The organism is Brevibacillus borstelensis, from assembly GCF_036700025.1.
Classification (GTDB): Bacteria; Bacillota; Bacilli; order Brevibacillales; family Brevibacillaceae; genus Brevibacillus; species Brevibacillus borstelensis.
In genome coordinates, this window is sequence record NZ_CP144922.1 from 462,584 (window position 1) to 480,137 (window position 17,554).

Consider the following 17,554-nt stretch of genomic DNA (forward strand, 5'->3'; position numbering starts at 1 on the left):
AAGGGTATATCACACACATATGCCCTTGTTTTTCTGTCAAAAGGACAAGTAAACGCTGGCAATTGTACATGCCAAAGGAGGACCCTGCCGTGAAAGAAAAAGTCATCCTCGATGTCGATACCGGAATTGACGATGCCCTGGGCATCATGCTGGCAGTCAAAAGCAAACGCTTCGATATTCTCGGGATCACGACGGTGAACGGAAATGTGTCGCTGGCAAAAGCGACGGAGAACACCTTGAAGGTACTGGAGTTTTTGGGCGTGGAGAAGGAAATTCCGGTGATCCGTGGAGCAGACCGTCCTGTACTCAGACCGACCTTTTTTGAACACCGGGTCCATGGAGAGGACGGGCTTGGCGGAGCGCTGCAGGACGTTTCCGTGAAGACACAAGCAGCAGTCGGCTTTGCCCCTGACTTCCTGATCGAGAACGTGCTGCGCCATGACGGAGAAATCACCTTGATCATGACGGCGCCGCTGACCAATCTCGCATTGGCGGTGCGGAAATGTCCGGAGATCGTCCGCCATGTAAAAGAAGTGATTGTGATGGGCGGCGTGGTCAAGGATTTCGGAAACGTTACCCCGACGGCGGAGTACAACATCTACGTCGACCCCGAAGCGGCCAAGATCGTCTTTCACGCCGGATTCCAAAGGCTCACACTCGTCGGTCTGGACGTGACGCGCAAAGCGTTGTTGACGGAGGAGCATATCCGCCAGCTTGGAGACACTCCTGTCGGCCAATACGTGAAGACAAGCACGGCTGATTACATGCAGCGCTACTTTGAGAGGAATGGCGTACGTGCATGTGCCCTGCACGACCCGCTCGCAGTCGGGGTCGCGCTGCAAAAAGACCTGGTAGGGACCCGGAAGCTTTTTGTGGACGTGGAGACCCGGAGCGAGCTGTGCGACGGCCAGACAGTATGCGATTTCCAAAACCGCTTGTCCAAAGCGCCGAACATGGACGTTTGCCTTGAGGTAGATTCCAAAGCGTTTCTCGACCTATTTATCCGCACGCTGCAGTCGTAGCGAAATCAGGAACAGGAGTACATGTGATGAAAAAACTGGGTTTGTATTTGTTGCTGCTGCCTGGACTGCTGTTTTTAACGCTGTTTATGGTCATTCCCATTGCAATGACGATACTGTCTACGTTTTTCCAGGAAGGAAGCTTTACGCTTGAGGGCTATCTGCACTTTCTCGCCGACCCGTACTTCCTGAAGATCTTGTGGACAACCTTGCAGGTAAGCGTGGTAACGACGATTGCATGCATTCTGCTGGGCTTCCCGGCAGCCTACTATATCTCCAAGCTCGGACCGCGGAAAAAGGGAGTTCTGCTCGCGCTGGCGATCTTCCCGCTGCTGACCAGCTCTGTCGTCCGTTCGTTCAGTTGGATGATCATCCTTGGGAAAAAGGGGCTGTTGAACAGCTCGCTGCTTTCGCTGGGGCTGATCGAAAAGCCGCTGGAAATCCTCTATACGCCGAGCGCCATGATGATCGGCCTGATTCACCTGTTTCTCCCGCTGATCATCATCACACTGGTAGGGGTCATGGAAAATATCGATCCAGACCTGCTGAAAGCGGCAGAAAGCCTGGGTGCATCCAAGTTTACGGCGTTTCGCCAGGTGATCGTTCCTTTGAGTGTGCCGGGCTTGATCATCGGCAGCATTCTGGTCTTTGTGGGCAGCCTGACCGCCTACACGACACCGGCGCTTCTCGGAGGGAAGCAGCGGGTGATCTCGACGTTCCTTTATCAAAACGCGATTACCTTGAATGACTGGCATATGGCCTCCGTGATCGCCACGATCATGATTGCAATCACCTTTATCGTGATCGGGCTGATGAACAAACTGGCTACGAAACTAAATCCGAAGGGGTAAGAGGCATGCGGGAGAAAAATCGAGGGCTCGCCCTGTTTACGTTTTTAATCTTTCTCTTTTTGCTCGGGCCGTTGCTGATTATTTCGGTTACCTCATTCGAGCCCGGCACGGTGTTGAAATTTCCGCCTCAGGGCTTCTCGCTGAGATGGTATGAAAACATTTTTGAGGTAGAAATGTTCATGGAGACATTCAAAACCTCCATGATTGTGTCGCTGGCGGGAAATTTGCTGGCTCTGGCTTTGGGCATCCCGGCCGCTTATGCGCTGAGCCGCTTTCAGTTCAAGGGGAAGTCGCTTCTAAACGGCGTCTTCATCTCTCCCGTTCTGATTCCGGGAATCGTCATGGGATTTGCCATGCTCAAATACGTCATCATCACGTACCAACTGCCGATTTACGCGGGCCTTTTGGTCGGGCACACCGTATTGATGCTCCCGTTTATCATCCGGGTCATCGCATCCAGCCTGTCCAACTTTGATTTTGCCATCGAAGAGGCCTCGCTCAGTCTGGGGGCCGGACGGCTGGAAACCTTCTTCAAAGTCGTACTCCCCAACATTCGGTCGGGGATTATCGCGGCGGTCCTGATCGCTTTTCTCGAATCGTTCAACAATGTCGACATTTCCGTGTTCATGACGGGGCCAGGGGTCAGCACACTGCCGATCCAGATGCTGACGTACGTGGAGAACTACTTCGATCCGACGATCGCCGCCATCTCGGTATTGCTGATGATCATTACGGCTATCTTCATGTTCATCATTGAACGTCTCATGGGTTTGTCCTACTTTACCAAACGATAATGGAGGCATCAATTCATGGCATTGCTCACGCTGGAAAACGTATCGGTCGCCTATGAAAATCAGAACATCCTGGACAATTTCAGTTTGAATATCGAAAAGGGCCAGCTCATTTCACTCCTTGGTCCGAGCGGCTGCGGGAAAACGACGACACTGCGGCTGATCGCCGGGTTCCTGGAGGCCAAAGCGGGACGATTCCTGTTCGACGGCAAGGATTATACCCGTGTGCCGGTAAACAAGCGCAACTTCGGCTTTGTCTTCCAGAGCTACGCGCTGTTTCCGCACCTGTCCGTGTTTGACAATGTCGCGTTTGGACTTCGGCTGCGAAAGGTCAATCAAGCCGAAATCGACCAGCGCGTCCGCCACATTCTCGATGTTGTCAGCCTGAACGGTTTTGAAAAGCGCTTCCCCAAGGAGCTTTCCGGGGGGCAAAGGCAGCGTGTGGCGATTGCCCGCGCACTGGTCATACAGCCCGATCTGCTCCTGTTTGACGAGCCGCTGAGCAATCTGGACGCCAATCTGCGGGTAAACATGCGGGTGGAAATCCGCCGCATCCAGCAGGAGCTGGGCATTACGACGGTTTATGTGTCCCATGACCAGGAGGAGTGCTTCTCCATCTCCGACCAGGTGGCGATCATGAACAAGGGGATTATCGAACAGCTTGACGATCCGGCGACTATTTTCAAGTATCCGCGGACGGAGTTCGTCGCCCGGTTCATCGGCTTCAACAACTTCATCGACTTTGGCGAAAGAACGGAGCAGGACGGGGAGATCCATTTGACTGCAGGCAGCCATACGTTCCGGGCTGCCAAAAATCTGGGTACAGCCAACCATTCCGGGAAAAAAGGGGCGATCCGTCCGGACGACCTGGTGGTCAGCGCGGAAGAACCGGCCGATTCGGTACGAAATGTGTTGAAGGGCAAGGTGAAAGTAAGCACGTTTTTGGGCAGAAGCTATCAGTATGTCGTGGAGACCGACCTGGGCGATTTTACGGTCAATCAGGAAATGGATTCCCCTTATAAAGCAGGCCAGCCGGTCTATCTGATGTTTCCCAAAGAAAAGCTGGTTTTGGTCGACTAATCGTCAGCAGACAGGAGGGGTATCCATGCAGGTTGATCTGCTCATCTTGCAGGCAAACGTATACAACAGTTATTTCAAACGGTTCACGAAAGGCAATGTCGCCGTTCTGGACGGACGGTTTCTCTATATCGGGCAGCGCGGCGCGGAAAGCTTTGAAGCCAGGGAAGTGATCGACGCAAAAGGGCGCTACATGATTCCCGGCTTGGTCGATATCCATCTGCATATTGAGAGCACGATGGTGACGCCGGAGACCTTTTCGTTTGGGCTGATTCAAAACGGAGTGACGACGATCGTTCCCGAGCCGCATGAGATGGCCAATGTGTTTGGCATCTCTGGCATCCGGGAGATGATCCGGGCAAGTCAGAACTGTATCGTCGATATGTTTTACGCGATCCCCAGCTCGGTGCCGGCGACATCGATGGAGACGACCGGAGGGGCTGTGGAGATCGAGGACATCGACGAGCTGCTTCGTTCCGAGCGGATTATTTGCCTCGGCGAAATCATGAACTACGTCGACGTGATCACCGATCCGGATTGCAAGACCAATCGCATTCTGGAGCATATCCGCAGCCATTACCCGGATCTCGTCATCGAAGGCCACTGTCCGAAGCTGCTCGATCTCGACCTGCACCGCGTCATTTTCGCCGGTGTGGATTCCGATCACACCCACCAGACATTGGAGGGGATGGAGGCCAGAATGGCAGCGGGCATGTTCATCGAGATTCAGGAAAAGTCGATGACGGAGGAAGTAATGAGCTACCTCGTCACAAACGACGTATCCGAGCTGTTTTGCTTCGTCACGGACGATGTGATGACTGATTCGCTCTACCATCGCGGACATCTTAACCACATCGTCAAAAAGGCGATCCAGATGGGGATGGAGCCGGAGAAGGCGATCTATGCCGCCACGTATACCCCGGCGAGAAGGATGAAGCTGCTCGACCGCGGAGCCATTGCGCCAAACAAGGTAGCCGATTTCATGCTGCTGTCCGATCTGCGCGAGCTGGCGATTGATGAGGTCTACAAGAATGGGAAAAAGGTATACGACAAAAATGAAGCATATCGCCAACAGGTAGTGCCCAATCAGTTCCCGGCCCATTTTTATCAAAGTGTGCAGCTTTCGCCACTCACCGAGGAAGACTTCAAGGTGCGCATGGATGCGGATGCGGCCGATGGACGATACACCGCCCGGGTCATGCTGGTAAAAGACGGCTCCACCTTCACCGAGGAGCATCACGCCCCGGTCGACATCCGCGGGGGAGAGCTCTGCTGGCAGGAGAGCGGCTACGGTCTGATCGCCGTATTCGAGCGCTACGGCAGGAACGGCAACCGGGGCTACGGCCTGATCGGCGGCGACACCATCAAGCGGGGAGCTGTGGCCACTACCTACTCCCACGACAATCACAATTTGCTCGTAGTTGGGCACAATCCGCAAGACATGGTGATGGCAGCCAATCAAGTCATCCGCAACCAGGGCGGCTTCTGTGTGGTCGACAACGGAGAGGTGCTGGCCAATCTGCATTTGCCTGTAGGCGGGATTTTGACCGAGGAACCGCTGGAGAAGACGGCCAAAGAAGTGGAGGAGCTGCGCAAAGCGATGCTGTCGCTCGGCTATCGACACTACAACCCGATCATGTCCATCAGCACGCATTCCTTGCCGGTCAGTCCGGCCCTCAAGCTTACGGACCTCGGATTGATCGATGTAAACCAGGGCAAGGTTGTTCCGCTGCTGGTCCAGTAAGATTGTCAATACGGAACGAGAACGAATATAAACGGTATAACAAAAAACGGCCGCTGTATAGAAGACAGGGCCGTTTTTTCATGACCAGCTTTCCTTCTTTATATAAAACAACTGGCCAGCTCGTTCCAGTTCCTTGATTTGGACAAAAAAAGAACCGGCAGCGCTCAGATTGCGCCCGGTTCCGACAGGAAGGTGTATACTGCTGCTCGATCTCAGTTTATCGATTTCTTCACATTCATTCTGCTTTGCAACTGGACAATATACTTGTCCAGGCGCTGGCTCAGCTCTATTACTTCCCTATGTGAAAATCCCTTTTCGCAAGCCAGTTCGACCAATTGCCTTCGCAGCATTTCTGTGACCTCTATTAACTCTTTATCTTCTTCCAGGAACCCCTTCTCTTTTGGCTCGATCACCCTGAATATATACTTATCTGAATGGGGTTCAAATGTACTGCTTGTGTACGCTCTCTTGCTTGCAGCTACAGCTATACCAATACCCCCTTTTTTTGTAAGAACAATTATTTTAAATATAATCTGTTATGCGAAAAATGAGGGACTGACAAAAATTGTATAAAAGAAAAAAGCATCCGATTTGGATGCTTTTATTTTCCTACCCCATGATCGTATTGGATTACTGTTGGAGGTTTTTTTATGGTGACTTCTCCAGATACTCCATTGATGCCGATCCCTAACCCCAATACCAAACATACCGACAAAATAAAGCTCTTCATACCTTCCTGCTCCTTTCGTCTACAAGGGTTTGAAATGTTTTCTTTTGCTTGTCCGATGCGTGCTGAAGATGTGTCCAAAACAACCCAATGCATCGTTTGAAATAGTCGAAGTCTTTGGATGCATCGGACAAAACAAGGCAACGTAAGGTTTCGTCCAGGCCTGTGGAGTAATCGCCTTTTTTAAACAAGTATACCACTAATTGGTACAGAAAGTGAAGATGGAGAATTTTATCAACAGCATCTTGGTACTCTTCAAAACGTTTTATGTCTTCTGAAAACCGCTCCAACACAGATTCAACGGGAAAGCCGAACTCATTCGCAGATTTCATGATCGTTACCAGACCAGGAAGCACCTCACTTGGATGTTCAGACAGGAAATCCAAATAATCGGGCAGCACTTCTATACTTCCTGTACTCATGGACAAGGTGTACGAATTAGCCAATGCCCATAATCGCAGTTTTTCAACCTCTGCTTCAGCTTCTTCATCAAGAAGCTCGAACCAGCTCAAATCGGCATAGCCGTTCGTATAATGCTTCGATTCCTCGTACCTTCCCATATTTTTTAATGCTACCGCTTTTAACAGAAAACCTTGTCCATAGTAAACAATCAAAGGGCGTTCCGTTTTTGGCAATTCGCTGGGCCTGTTGTTTTTTCGTCGGCGAAGCTCGTCCTCATAGACGATCATTGCCAGCTCCCTTAGTTCGTCAGCGTACTTCTCAACATCTTTCCACCTTCGTAGGGTGTAACATACATTTGCTAAATGCAGGAGAGCATCCAACTGGTAATCTTCAGCTAACCGCTTGCGATAAGGCTCAAAACGAATGACAGCTTTAAAATCTTCCTCAGAGTTCGTTCCTTCCACCGCTCGGAACAGTCGATATTGGCTGATGACAAACTGATTTGAGTAGCTGTCCTTCTCGTTATCGATGACGAACTCGTAAAAAGGAACGGATTCTCTCCGTTTTCCACTCTCAAATAGCTGCTCTGCTACGGTAAATAGAATCGAAATGTTCTTAGGGTTATCCAGCAGCCGGGAAACGGCAGCATCGATACAATCTTGTCTGCCGATCTCCGCACAACGAACCAGATACGGAATCAAGCGCGGCCGTGAAATTTTCCCTTCGCCCAAACATTCTTCTGGATACAATTCGTACAACCATCCAGGAGGGTAACCAAAAGCCTCAGCCATCTTGTCGAGATGGCATATCGTTAAAGCACGCGGCGGATTGCCGTTTAAAATTTCGCTCAAACTTCCAGGGTTAATACCGGTCAATTCACTGAATTTACTTAGTGTATAGCCATTTTCCTTTAAGTTTTTTTCGATTTCTGACCGCAACGACCGTTTCAATGTCTCTTGCAGCCTCATGAGAAAATACCCCCTACTCCCCAATGGACAGATACTAGGTCCCCTCGCTCCGGTATGGAAAATCTCAATTTTCTAATATCCTTTATATTAACACACTACCCATAAAAAGGTAAAAATTTAAGCTGCAAAAAAAGTGTTAGGCAGCAAGCGATACTTTGGTATATATTGGTGAAGCAAGCCTTTTTACTTACATGGAAAAAATTTCAATAGGGTAAAAGCTCTGGAATTATTGAAGGGCTTGCCATCAGGCGATAAGTCTACGTACTCATAAATTGGGTCTATTTTTTAACAGGAGTAAGACGATCGTTTCGCTGAGGGGAAAGTCATGTTTTCGCTCTACCTTCCAATAGGAGTAAGTAAACGGGTAAACCATCAGTGGGAAAGAAGAGGTGGAAGCAAAAGATAGGAGTGCAGCTATACGGAACCAACTACAGAAAGAGAGAGTGAAACCGCTGTGAAGATAGCCAAAGCCATAAAGGTGGCCATTGTTTTTTTCCTGTTGTTTTCTGTTCTGACCATAGGCAGCCTGTATATGCTGGCCGAATCGATTCAAAAACAGGATCGGGCAGTCGAAATGCAAATGGAAGCAAAGCAGCTCGGTGACGAATTGCTCGACTCCAGCGAATACTTGACCAATGAACTCAGGAACTACGTCCAATCCCGCGATAAAGAAAATTATGATAACTACTGGCGGGAGGTTAACGAGGCCAAGACTCGGGAAAGAGTCCTCGAACGAATGACGGAAATGCACGTTCCGGAATACCTGGTGGACAAGGTAGAACAAGCCAAGCAAAGCTCCGATGTTTTGGTCGGGCTTGAAAAAAGGATATTCCAGCTGACAGAAGCCGGAGAGTATGAGCTGGCACTCAAGGTTTCGTTCGGTGAAGAATACAAACAAAAGAAGCAAATGGTCATCGAGAAGCTGGAGGAATTCCAGCAGGAGCTGGATGCATGGGCCACGGATCTGGCGGACAGCATGACCAATCAAATGTATTTGTTCATGTGGGTAACGATTGCCCTGGTGGTCATTATGGCCCTCAACTCGATAGGAACGATTCTCTATTTGTATCGGAAGGTAAAACCTCTATCGGTCGTAACGGAGACAGCCGATCTCATCGCATCCGGCAACCTTCGCGTACCGGATTTGTCTATTAGCGGAAAAGACGAGGTTGCTCAACTGAGCCAGTCCGTAGGGAAGATGGCGAAAAGCCTGCGGGAAGTCATCAGCGTTGTCAGTGACTCCAGCGATAAAATCGCTTCCTCCTCCAATGACTTGCTGATGAGCTCGGAGCAAACCGCTCAAGTGGCCAACCAGGTAGCGAGCGCCATGCAGGAGATGGCGACCGGTGCCGAGCGTCAAGCGATCGGGGCGCAGACGAGCAGCCAATCGATCTCCGAAATGGCGGAGGGGATCAGACGGATTGCCGAGTCGTCCAACTTCGTATCGGTCTCGTCCCAAGAAGCTTCGGAGCAGGCCGTCGAAGGCAGCAGCTCCGTCGAGAACGTAGTCAACCAGATGAAGCTGATCGATTCGAGTGTGGCTCAGACGGCAGAAATCGTCAAAGAACTGGGTGAGCAGTCCAAGGAAGTCGGGCAAATCGTCGAGGTGATCACGGCGATCTCGACGCAGACCAATCTGTTGGCGCTGAACGCAGCGATTGAGGCGGCCCGCGCAGGCGAGCATGGAAAAGGATTTGCGGTTGTAGCCGATGAGGTACGCAAGCTGGCCGAGGACTCCAAGCAGTCGGCGGAACAGATCGCCATGCTGATCAGCAACATTCAGGCCAGCACGGAACAAGCCGTCCAGCAGATGCAAAAGGTAGCCCGGGTCGTAGAAGACGGTACACTTGTCGCCAATGTCGCGGGAGAGTCCTTTGAGCGCATCCAACGCTCCATTCAAAAGGTGTACGAAGAAATCCACGAGGTATCCAGCTCTGCGGAGCAGCTTTCCGCCAGCTCGGAGCAAGTGGACGAGGCCGTAAAAGAAGTGCTGAATCTGGCAGTCGAAGCGTCGTCTCAAGCCCAAAGCGTAGCCAGCTCCTCTCAGGAGCAATTGGCGACAAATGAGGAGATTGCCGCTTCCACGGCGTCCTTGCATCAGTTGGCCGATGAGCTGAAAAGGACAATGCAAAAATTTGCTTTATAGGAAATAAATGTATGATAAAAAAGGTGCCCCCAAGCGGTGCACCTTTTTTATCAGCCGGGAGCTGGCGTGCACTTCTTTTCTTTACTATTCCTTACAGATGTCTCTATAATAACAGTCAGTACGTTTTAAAAATCTGTACTACAAGGATGTTAGACAACCATGCAACAAACGAATACGTTTCAGGAAAAACTCCGTCAGCTTTTCGTAGTGCTGCTGCCGATTCTGGTTACGCAGCTGGCTTTGTTCAGCATGACGTTTTTTGATACGGTCATGTCCGGAAAGGCAAGCCCGGTTGACCTCGCGGGGGTTGCGATCGGCTCCAGCCTGTGGACGCCTGTACAGGCCGGTCTGACAGGAATTTTGCTGGCCGTCACGCCGATGGTGGCGCAGATGGCGGGAGCGATGCGAAAGGATCAAGTGCCGTTTACCGTCATGCAGGCGCTGTATTTGTCTGTTGTCATCGCGATTGGGGTCGTCATACTCGGCGCGCTGCTGCTCGGTCCCATACTGGACGGGATGAGTCTGGAGACGGAAGTTCGCCATATTGCCTACTACTATCTTGTGGCAATCTCGTTTGGCATTATTCCTTTGTTTGTCTATACCGTTCTCAGATGCTATATAGATGCACTGGGCATGACCAGAGTGACCATGGTCATTACACTGATGTCGCTGCCGATCAACGTCGCGCTCAACTACGTCATGATTTTCGGTTACTTCGGTTTTCCGCGGCTGGGCGGTATCGGTGCCGGATTGGCCTCGGCCATTACTTACTGGATCATCGTCTTGATCAGTCTGTACGTGGTGCACCGGGTAGAACCGTTTGTGGAATACGGCATGTTCAGCAAGTTTTACCGCGTCTCGATGGCTGCCTGGAAGGAGCTTCTCAAGCTCGGCGTTCCGATCGGGTTTTCTATCTTCTTCGAGGTCAGCATTTTCGCCGCCGTTACGCTTTTGATGAGCGAATACAGCACGATCACCATTGCCGCCCACCAGGCAGCGATGAACTTTGCCTCCTTCATTTATATGGTGCCGCTCAGCATCTCCATGGCACTGACGATTGTGGTCGGTTTTGAAGTGGGGGCAGAGCGGTTTCGGGATGCGCGTCAGTACAGCTACATGGGCATCACTACAGCCGTGGGAATGGCCTCGCTGTTCGCTGTAGGCCTCTATTTCTTCAGTGAACAAGTGGCAGGGTTCTACACCAATGACCCGAGCGTTCTGGAGCTGGCCCAGCATTTCCTGATGTATTCCATCCTCTTCTTGCTGTCCGATGCGGTAGCCGCACCGATTCAGGGAGTGCTCAGGGGGTACAAGGATGTGACGGTGACGTTTATCGTGGCCCTTGTATCGTATTGGGTAATTGGTCTGCCGCTCGGGTTTGCGCTGGCCCAGCTGACGTCGCTGGGAGCCTTCGGATACTGGATCGGACTCATTACAGGCCTGGCGGCGGGAGCGATCTTCCTGTTTGGCCGTCTCCTGTCATTGCAGAAGCAGAAAATCAGAGGAACCTAGCGAGCTTCATACCGATTTTCGCTTCGGCGGGATGCCTTCTACAAGGCGTTCCGCTTTTTGTATGAAGAAACCGGGGCGCGTTTACAATAGGGAAGGAAGATGTCCCGAAATTTTTCTCCAATTTTTACGAAAAAACGTTTATACTTTCTACAAGGCTTTTCATGTTAGAAAACCTTACATTGACATAGAGAGGAGGAGAATGATGATGGCTTATGATTTTTTGGTGAAACTGGGCATCGCCATGTTTTTAGGCCTGCTGATCGGTGTGGACAGACAGCTCAAGCACAAGCCTCTGGGGGTAAAAACCAGCATGGTTATCTCGGTAGCCAGTTGTCTGATCACGATTGTGTCGATCGAATCCGTTCACCGATTCTCCTTGCCCGGACACACCAATATGGACCCGATGCGCTTGGCTGCACAAATCGTCAGCGGGGTCGGTTTCTTGGGCGCGGGGGTGATTCTGCGGAGAAGCAACGATGTGATCTCCGGCCTCACGACAGCGTCCATGGTATGGGCAGCCTCTGCCCTTGGGATCGCAGTTGGCTCGGGCTTTTACTTTGAAGCCGTTTCGGCCACGATCCTGATCATTTTGGCGATTAATCTGTTTCCGCTCATCTTGAAATGGGTAGGCCCGAGCACGTTGCGGCAAAGGGATCTGGCCGTCAAGATCATCGTTGAGGGGGAAGGAGACCTCGATACGATTTTCAAACAAATCAAGCGTATGAACATGAGTGTGAAGCGGGTAAAGGTCAAGGATGTGGAGCAGGGCCACCAAAAGCTCGAAATGGTGATTTCTGCCGAGGATGATACGTACACGACAGATATTTACCGCTCCCTGAAAGAAGTCGACCATATTGTGTCGGTAGAAGTGGAAAGCAGGGAGTAAAGTGGAAAGCACGAAGTTAAAGTGGAAAGCACGAAGTAGAGAAAAAAGTGGACTTTTAAAAAACGGCGCGGCTCCCCAAACGAGATGGAGCGAGCAGAACATTTTTAAGCACCCTATGCGGTGCTTTTTTTTTCTGGAAGTTCCGACCTTCTCTTGTTTTGTCTCAAACACTTTCTATACACTAATAGAAATAACAGGATAAAAACTCAGAAGAGAAGGTGAATTCTCTTTGTTGCACCAAGCTGAAGAAGTCTTGCAAAACTATTTTGGATACACTGCCTTTCGCGAAGGACAAAAAACGATTGTCGCGAGTCTTCTTTCCGGCCACGACACTTTGGGCATCATGCCGACCGGGGGCGGAAAGTCGATCTGTTATCAGGTGCCGGCCCTTTTGTTTGACGGAGTCACGATTGTCATTTCCCCGTTGATTTCTTTGATGAAGGACCAGGTGGACGCGCTGGTCAGCATGGGGATCGCGGCTGCGGAGATCAACAGCACGCTGGATTCCTCTGAGGTGCGGGACAGGATGAGAAAAGCCCGGGAAGGGACGTACAGGCTGCTGTACGTAGCCCCGGAGCGTTTGGAAACGGAGAGCTTTTTATCCCTTGCAAGCGAGCTGCCGATCTCCATGGTAGCGGTCGATGAGGCGCATTGCGTCTCCCAATGGGGGCATGATTTTCGCCCGAGCTATCTCGCGATTTCCCGCTTCATCCAAGCGCTGCCCGTCCGGCCTGTAGTCGCTGCCCTGACGGCTACGGCTACGCCCGAGGTCACCGAGGACATCAAAAGACTGCTCACGCTGCAGGATGAGCGCGTCTACATCAGCGGGTTTGGCCGGGACAACCTCCACCTTTCCGTGCGAAAGGGGGAAGACAGGCGCCGGTTTATCCTCGATTACCTGGAGGCAAACCGGCAGCAATCCGGGATCGTCTACGCATCTACGCGCAAAGACGTCGATGCGCTGTACGAGTTCCTCGATGGGCGGGGTTTTTCCGTCACCAGGTACCACGCCGGTCTGTCCGAGGCGGAAAGGGCCCGCAATCAGGATGCGTTTCTCTTCGACGACGCCAAGGTCATGATCGCCACCAACGCATTTGGCATGGGCATCGACAAGTCCAATGTCCGGTACGTCATTCACTACAGCATGCCGAAAAACCTGGAGGCCTACTACCAGGAGGCGGGCCGCGCCGGACGGGACGGAGAGCCGAGCGAATGCATCCTGCTCTTTCATTCGCAGGATATCCAGACGCAGATGTTCTTCATCGAGCAGAATCCGCTCGGGGAAGAGAGAAAAGAGCACGAATACAAAAAGCTGTACGCCATGATCGATTACTGCCGGACGCCGCGCTGCCTGCAGCAGTACATCGTAAGGTACTTCGGCGACCACTCGGCGCCGGAGTGCGGCAAATGCGGCAACTGCACCAATGACGCTGAGCTGGCCGACGTCACGCTGGAGGCCCAGAAGGTCTTTTCCTGCGTCAAGCGGATGCGCGAGCGTTTCGGGGCTTCACTCGTCGCCCAGGTACTGAAGGGCTCCCGCAACAAAAAGGTGCTGCAATTCGGCTTTGAAAAGCTGCCGACCTACGGCCTGATGAGCGATTACACGGAAAAGCAGATCGTCGACCTGATCGAGCTGTTTATCGCCGAGGGCTACCTGCGCGTGACGGAAAGCAAGTACCCGACCCTCGCCCTGGGCGACAGGGCACTGCCTGTGCTCAGAGGGGAAGAGCAGGTGTGGCAAAAGGTGCTCATCCGTCCGGTCAAGCGTGAGGAGGACGACGAGCTGTTCGAGCGCCTGCGACAGCTTCGCAAAGAAATCTCGCAGAAGGAAGGCGTGCCGCCGTATGTCATTTTCCACGACAGCACCTTAAAGGAGCTGAGCCAGCTTTGTCCGACTGATAGAGAGACGATGCTGACCGTGAAAGGGGTTGGGGCGGCCAAGTTTGAGAAGTACGGCCAGGCTTTTTTGGATTGTCTGCAGGATTATGCGCAAGCAAAGGCGGGAGTAGGTTCGCAATAATTTATTCGCAACAGGCGGGATTGACGGCTATAAGGATATTTTGACTATGAAACTTCAGTAAGAAACAGTGTTAAACATCGTTTCATACTGATCTTTCAATTACAGGATAAAAAACTGCCGTGCAAACGGTAGTTTTTTGTTTTTTAGCGCAGTGAGCCGGAGCAAACCGTGCCGCCTCCAGGCATTCCGGCTTTTCCAAAACCCCGGGTGTCCAGTACTAATCGCAGAGCGAGTTAAGCCATATTTGACAGAGCAAGAGCACGCAAACTTTGTAAAGAACAGGGAAGCCGGTACCACTATAAATTAAAGGATGGAGGGACAGATCAAGCGATAAGGGGAAATATGCCGATAGGGCCGGAGCCAAGCGACCGAGCAAAAAAAGAACGCAGAATAATCTCTGCGTTCTTCCATGCCAAGCAAGAAGGCGTCCCTACGGAACCGTGTTGATCCACCCTTTTTTCCCTTCAAACGACACCTGGTACCAGCCATCCGCTTCCGTGAGAATCGTGACCGACCCGTTCGCGGGAATCTGGCCGACCTGCTCATACTGTTCGCCAGGACCTGCGTACATCTTGATCGCATTTCCGGCATTTGCGATATCGGGCGGGGCTTCTTCGGCGGCCGGAGAGCCGTCTGATGTTTTGCCGGGCGTCGGCGTTCTGTCTCCCCGGCCCTGATTTTGCGGGTCGTGCCGGGAATCTTGAGGTGTATCTTGCCGCGACTCATCCTGAGCATCGTCTCCGGTTTCCCCCGATGCATTGTCCTCGCCTTCCGCCGTCTCCGACAGGTAATCATCCTTCTTGCCTTCGTACACGAGGCCCTTTTCTTCCAGCTTGAAAAAGGCAATCTGGCCTTCCCCTTCGCCTGTCGGGTTGTCAACGATGATCAGCTCCGGGTTTTCTGCGGCAAAGCCTTCTCCTTCGATTTCAAAGACTTTGGCAAGTCGCGAGCTGAACAAGTCTGGGGCGAACCCTGTGTAAAGGTAGGTGCGCTCCTTCCCTTGGGCCTCCAAAAAGATAAGCGGGGCTTCCTTTTCGCCAAGCGCTTCGGACAGGCTCAGCTTGGATGGCGCAACGCCCGAGCCAACCGATTTCTCCAGATACAGCACATTCCCATCCGGCATTTTGGCCGCGAGGTAAAGCTGCGGATCATCGTCTTCAGTGAGTCCGACTGCGTAAACCTGCGAACCCCAGAGGCTTTCTCCAGACATGACGAACCGATAGGCCTTGTCCGGGTATTTTTCCCTCAAGAGCCGTACGGGCTCATTGTCCACCCAGCGGCTTTCCGCCTCAGCGATCAGAGTGGAGGTGTCTTCGAGCGCATTCAGCTCCCGATACAGCTCGATCGCTTTCTCGTATTGACGAGCGTCGACATAGCGCTCCGCCTGACGAAGCTTGCTGCTGATGTAACGGTCGATCTGGTCGAGGGCTTCGGAGCGGGAAGGAAGCACGTCCCGGATCTCTCGATATGCCTTGGCCAGCGCAATGAAGGCAGGCAAATCGTCCTGACGGATGGCCGAGCGTATTTCCTCCTTTGCGTACCGTTCCAGAAGTGCGACCAGCCAATCTGCCTGGATGCTTGCCTGCTTGTAGGCACGCAAGCTGTTCGCCGCGCTTGCCGTCACTTCGGGAAAGCTGCCGGCAGCGGTCAAATGAGCAAACTTCGCTTCATCATAGGAGCGGAACAAGCGGGTCAACTCCCGCTTTTTTTTGTCCGTACCGCCGTAGTATTCGTCGGGGATGGCGGCGAGCGAGGCGATAAACTCCTCGTTGCGGTAACGCTTCTGCACTAGATTGTTCTCCAGTGCGCCCTTTGCCAGCTCCATGGCTTGCAAAAAGTAGCTGTTTATATTCGATTCCAGCGAAAGACGGTTGGATATTGCCTTGAAAAAGGAGACAGTCTGAGGCTCCTGCTGCTTCACATATTTGCTTTTCATGCCATGGTAACCGTCGTATATCGCAAGCATCCGCGCGTCATCCCGTTCCTTTATGGCAGCATCTGCCTGACGGGCAAGCGATTCCAGCTCCAGCCTGATCGTGGTCAGTCCCGACAACGACCGGCTCCAAGCTTCATCTCCGTACTGGATGGAGGTGATGCCATTGGCTTTGGAGAACGTCTCTTCCGCGAGGAGCAGATTGTTTTCCTCATAGTAGCCCCGCGCCTTTTCATACAGGCTGACTTTGTACAGGCTAAACCCGATTTTCCAGACGACCCCGACCGCGGCGATGATGAAAAGAACCAGGAGGGCATTGCGGACCCAGAGCGACTTTCGATAGGAAGAGACAAACATGCCACCAAACTCCTTCACAGCACACCTTTAAAGTCGGGATCAAATGAATAGCGCGTTTCGATCAGGCTGGAGGCGGCTTCGCGCAGACTGCCCCAATTCTCGTCCGGATTCGCCTTGAGCAGCTTGGCCAGACGCAGCAGGCGCTCCCGAGGGATGTACTCCAGCGACTCGGAAATGAAATCCTGGTACATGACGACATAGGATTTCATCCGCAGCGCGGCGCCCGCCACCTGTCCGATCACACGCGTGCCGTTTTCTTCAAGGAAGATGTTCCCCTTGTAGCGGATGACGTAGTCGATGACGGACTTCTTCAACAGCCACGGCTGCACCTTGAGGACCTCGCCGAGATACTCGATGAAATCTCTGTCATACGTAGACGGAATCAGCGTCTCCAGCTCAAGCTCCATGTCCTTGCGCAGGACGAAGCGATTGAGGAGCATGATTTTGCACACCTTGACGGCATCGGAGTGAAACAGACAGCCGACCTCCCTGATCTTTTCGTAGGCGTCCTTGAAACGCTCCGCTTCGACGTCCTCGTTCACTTCGACCAGATTCCGGGTCAGACCGCTCTTGATTTTGCCGTGTTCCTTGCTGATCAACTTCATAAAGTGGTTTGTTTTTTCGTAAATGGAATATTTTTTCTGAAGAAGCGCATACAACAGCAGGGATACGACTCCGCCAACGGTTGCGGCTGCGAGCTGCCAAAGCGTGTCTGCGCTCAGGATGGCCAGACAGATCAGGAGGCCCAGGATCAGCAGCTGCTTCTGAAAATGGCGGCGGCTCAGGATGTGCGAGAGCTGACGCAGAGAAAGGAAGCTGTTTTTTCTGCCGCAGACATCGCACTCCCCGTGCTCCAGCACGGTGTACGATTCGCAGTGCTTGCAGTACTTCAAGCGCTCAAAGGCGTGTGTGGTTTTCTTGCTTTTCCTGAACTGGACGCCCAGCTTTTTTTTCATAGGGTTCCCTCTCGTCATTCAACAAGGTAAGCAGATGTTGGTCGACTTCCGCTTCAGACAGGTTTTTTCGTTTGTGCAAAAGGAGCACGACGTATCGCGCTGCCAAAACCAGCAGGATCACGGCAAGGATATAATAGGTAAGCATTCTATCATTCTCCCAACTTG

The 17,554-nt window shown here is 52.1% G+C and carries 13 protein-coding genes; 9 read left to right on the top strand and 4 right to left on the bottom strand.

Translation table 11 applies throughout. The features are described 5' to 3' along the window. Positions 1 to 68: 68 nt before the first annotated feature. From V5G20_RS02280 to V5G20_RS02300, 5 genes are read left to right on the top strand one after another with little or no spacing between them, the layout of a single operon-like run. The gene (locus V5G20_RS02280; protein WP_031932503.1) at positions 69 to 1,022 is read left to right on the top strand and encodes a nucleoside hydrolase; all 954 of its coding nucleotides are present in this window, start codon (positions 69 to 71) and stop codon (positions 1,020 to 1,022) included. A gap of 26 nt (positions 1,023 to 1,048) precedes the next feature. Beyond that, on the top strand, positions 1,049 to 1,870 hold the full coding sequence (locus V5G20_RS02285; RefSeq protein WP_003388663.1) for an ABC transporter permease: 822 nt from the start codon (positions 1,049 to 1,051) through the stop codon (positions 1,868 to 1,870). 5 nt (positions 1,871 to 1,875) lie between these two features. Then, complete coding sequence (locus tag V5G20_RS02290) at positions 1,876 to 2,664, top strand: ABC transporter permease (protein WP_003388662.1); 789 nt, start codon at positions 1,876 to 1,878, stop codon at positions 2,662 to 2,664. A gap of 15 nt (positions 2,665 to 2,679) precedes the next feature. Further along, positions 2,680 to 3,741 (top strand): ATP-binding cassette domain-containing protein, encoded by a 1,062-nt coding sequence (locus V5G20_RS02295; RefSeq protein WP_039070751.1) that lies wholly within the window; start codon positions 2,680 to 2,682, stop codon positions 3,739 to 3,741. Positions 3,742 to 3,766: 25 nt separating this feature from the next. Continuing rightward, positions 3,767 to 5,482, top strand: coding sequence for an adenine deaminase (locus tag V5G20_RS02300; RefSeq protein WP_024983007.1), 1,716 nt, complete (start codon positions 3,767 to 3,769; stop codon positions 5,480 to 5,482). Positions 5,483 to 5,694: 212 nt separating this feature from the next. On the opposite strand, the gene V5G20_RS02305 is transcribed toward V5G20_RS02300, so the two are convergent. Together V5G20_RS02305 and V5G20_RS02310 are read right to left on the bottom strand one after the other, a co-directional pair. Further along, a complete protein-coding gene (locus V5G20_RS02305; RefSeq protein WP_122958019.1) occupies positions 5,695 to 5,832 on the bottom strand; it encodes an aspartyl-phosphate phosphatase Spo0E family protein in 138 nt (45 codons plus the stop codon). A gap of 376 nt (positions 5,833 to 6,208) precedes the next feature. Next, a complete protein-coding gene (locus tag V5G20_RS02310) occupies positions 6,209 to 7,579 on the bottom strand; it encodes a helix-turn-helix domain-containing protein (protein WP_003388658.1) in 1,371 nt (456 codons plus the stop codon). A 454-nt stretch (positions 7,580 to 8,033) separates the two neighbouring features. Here V5G20_RS02310 and V5G20_RS02315 point away from each other — a divergent pair, with 454 nt between their 5' ends. The 4 genes from V5G20_RS02315 (at position 8,034) to recQ (ending at position 14,143) form a co-directional block, all read left to right on the top strand. Further along, entirely contained in the window at positions 8,034 to 9,725 is a 1,692-nt protein-coding gene (locus tag V5G20_RS02315) for a methyl-accepting chemotaxis protein (RefSeq protein ID WP_003388657.1), read from the top strand. A gap of 159 nt (positions 9,726 to 9,884) precedes the next feature. Beyond that, positions 9,885 to 11,237: an MATE family efflux transporter gene (locus V5G20_RS02320; protein WP_024983004.1), complete on the top strand. Its 1,353-nt coding sequence runs from the start codon at positions 9,885 to 9,887 to the stop codon at positions 11,235 to 11,237. A 205-nt stretch (positions 11,238 to 11,442) separates the two neighbouring features. Next, positions 11,443 to 12,123, top strand: a complete 681-nt coding sequence (locus V5G20_RS02325; protein ID WP_003388655.1) for an MgtC/SapB family protein — start codon at positions 11,443 to 11,445, stop codon at positions 12,121 to 12,123. A 229-nt stretch (positions 12,124 to 12,352) separates the two neighbouring features. After that, complete coding sequence (gene recQ, locus V5G20_RS02330; RefSeq protein ID WP_024983003.1) at positions 12,353 to 14,143, top strand: DNA helicase RecQ; 1,791 nt, start codon at positions 12,353 to 12,355, stop codon at positions 14,141 to 14,143. A 430-nt stretch (positions 14,144 to 14,573) separates the two neighbouring features. Here recQ and V5G20_RS02335 read toward each other — a convergent pair whose 3' ends face one another. Both V5G20_RS02335 and V5G20_RS02340 read right to left on the bottom strand, forming a co-directional pair. Further along, entirely contained in the window at positions 14,574 to 16,433 is a 1,860-nt protein-coding gene (locus V5G20_RS02335) for an SH3 domain-containing protein (protein WP_338463131.1), read from the bottom strand. A 14-nt stretch (positions 16,434 to 16,447) separates the two neighbouring features. Further along, positions 16,448 to 17,389 carry a hypothetical protein gene (locus tag V5G20_RS02340; RefSeq protein WP_338463132.1) on the bottom strand — a complete coding sequence of 314 codons (942 nt, stop codon included), beginning with the start codon at positions 17,387 to 17,389 and terminating at the stop codon, positions 16,448 to 16,450. Positions 17,390 to 17,554 lie beyond the last annotated feature (165 nt).

What these genes read in the sequence shown, in the direction of transcription:
- V5G20_RS02310 (WP_003388658.1), bottom strand. Translation starts at nt 7,579, where the DNA reads ATGAGGCTGCAAGAGACATTGAAACGGTCGTTGCGGTCAGAAATCGAA.
- V5G20_RS02335 (WP_338463131.1), bottom strand. Translation starts at nt 16,433, where the DNA reads ATGTTTGTCTCTTCCTATCGAAAGTCGCTCTGGGTCCGCAATGCCCTC.
- V5G20_RS02290 (WP_003388662.1), top strand. Translation starts at nt 1,876, where the DNA reads ATGCGGGAGAAAAATCGAGGGCTCGCCCTGTTTACGTTTTTAATCTTT.
- V5G20_RS02280 (WP_031932503.1), top strand. Translation starts at nt 69, where the DNA reads ATGCCAAAGGAGGACCCTGCCGTGAAAGAAAAAGTCATCCTCGATGTC.
- V5G20_RS02320 (WP_024983004.1), top strand. Translation starts at nt 9,885, where the DNA reads ATGCAACAAACGAATACGTTTCAGGAAAAACTCCGTCAGCTTTTCGTA.
- V5G20_RS02285 (WP_003388663.1), top strand. Translation starts at nt 1,049, where the DNA reads ATGAAAAAACTGGGTTTGTATTTGTTGCTGCTGCCTGGACTGCTGTTT.
- V5G20_RS02325 (WP_003388655.1), top strand. Translation starts at nt 11,443, where the DNA reads ATGGCTTATGATTTTTTGGTGAAACTGGGCATCGCCATGTTTTTAGGC.
- V5G20_RS02300 (WP_024983007.1), top strand. Translation starts at nt 3,767, where the DNA reads ATGCAGGTTGATCTGCTCATCTTGCAGGCAAACGTATACAACAGTTAT.
- V5G20_RS02305 (WP_122958019.1), bottom strand. Translation starts at nt 5,832, where the DNA reads ATGCTGCGAAGGCAATTGGTCGAACTGGCTTGCGAAAAGGGATTTTCA.
- V5G20_RS02340 (WP_338463132.1), bottom strand. Translation starts at nt 17,389, where the DNA reads ATGAAAAAAAAGCTGGGCGTCCAGTTCAGGAAAAGCAAGAAAACCACA.
- V5G20_RS02295 (WP_039070751.1), top strand. Translation starts at nt 2,680, where the DNA reads ATGGCATTGCTCACGCTGGAAAACGTATCGGTCGCCTATGAAAATCAG.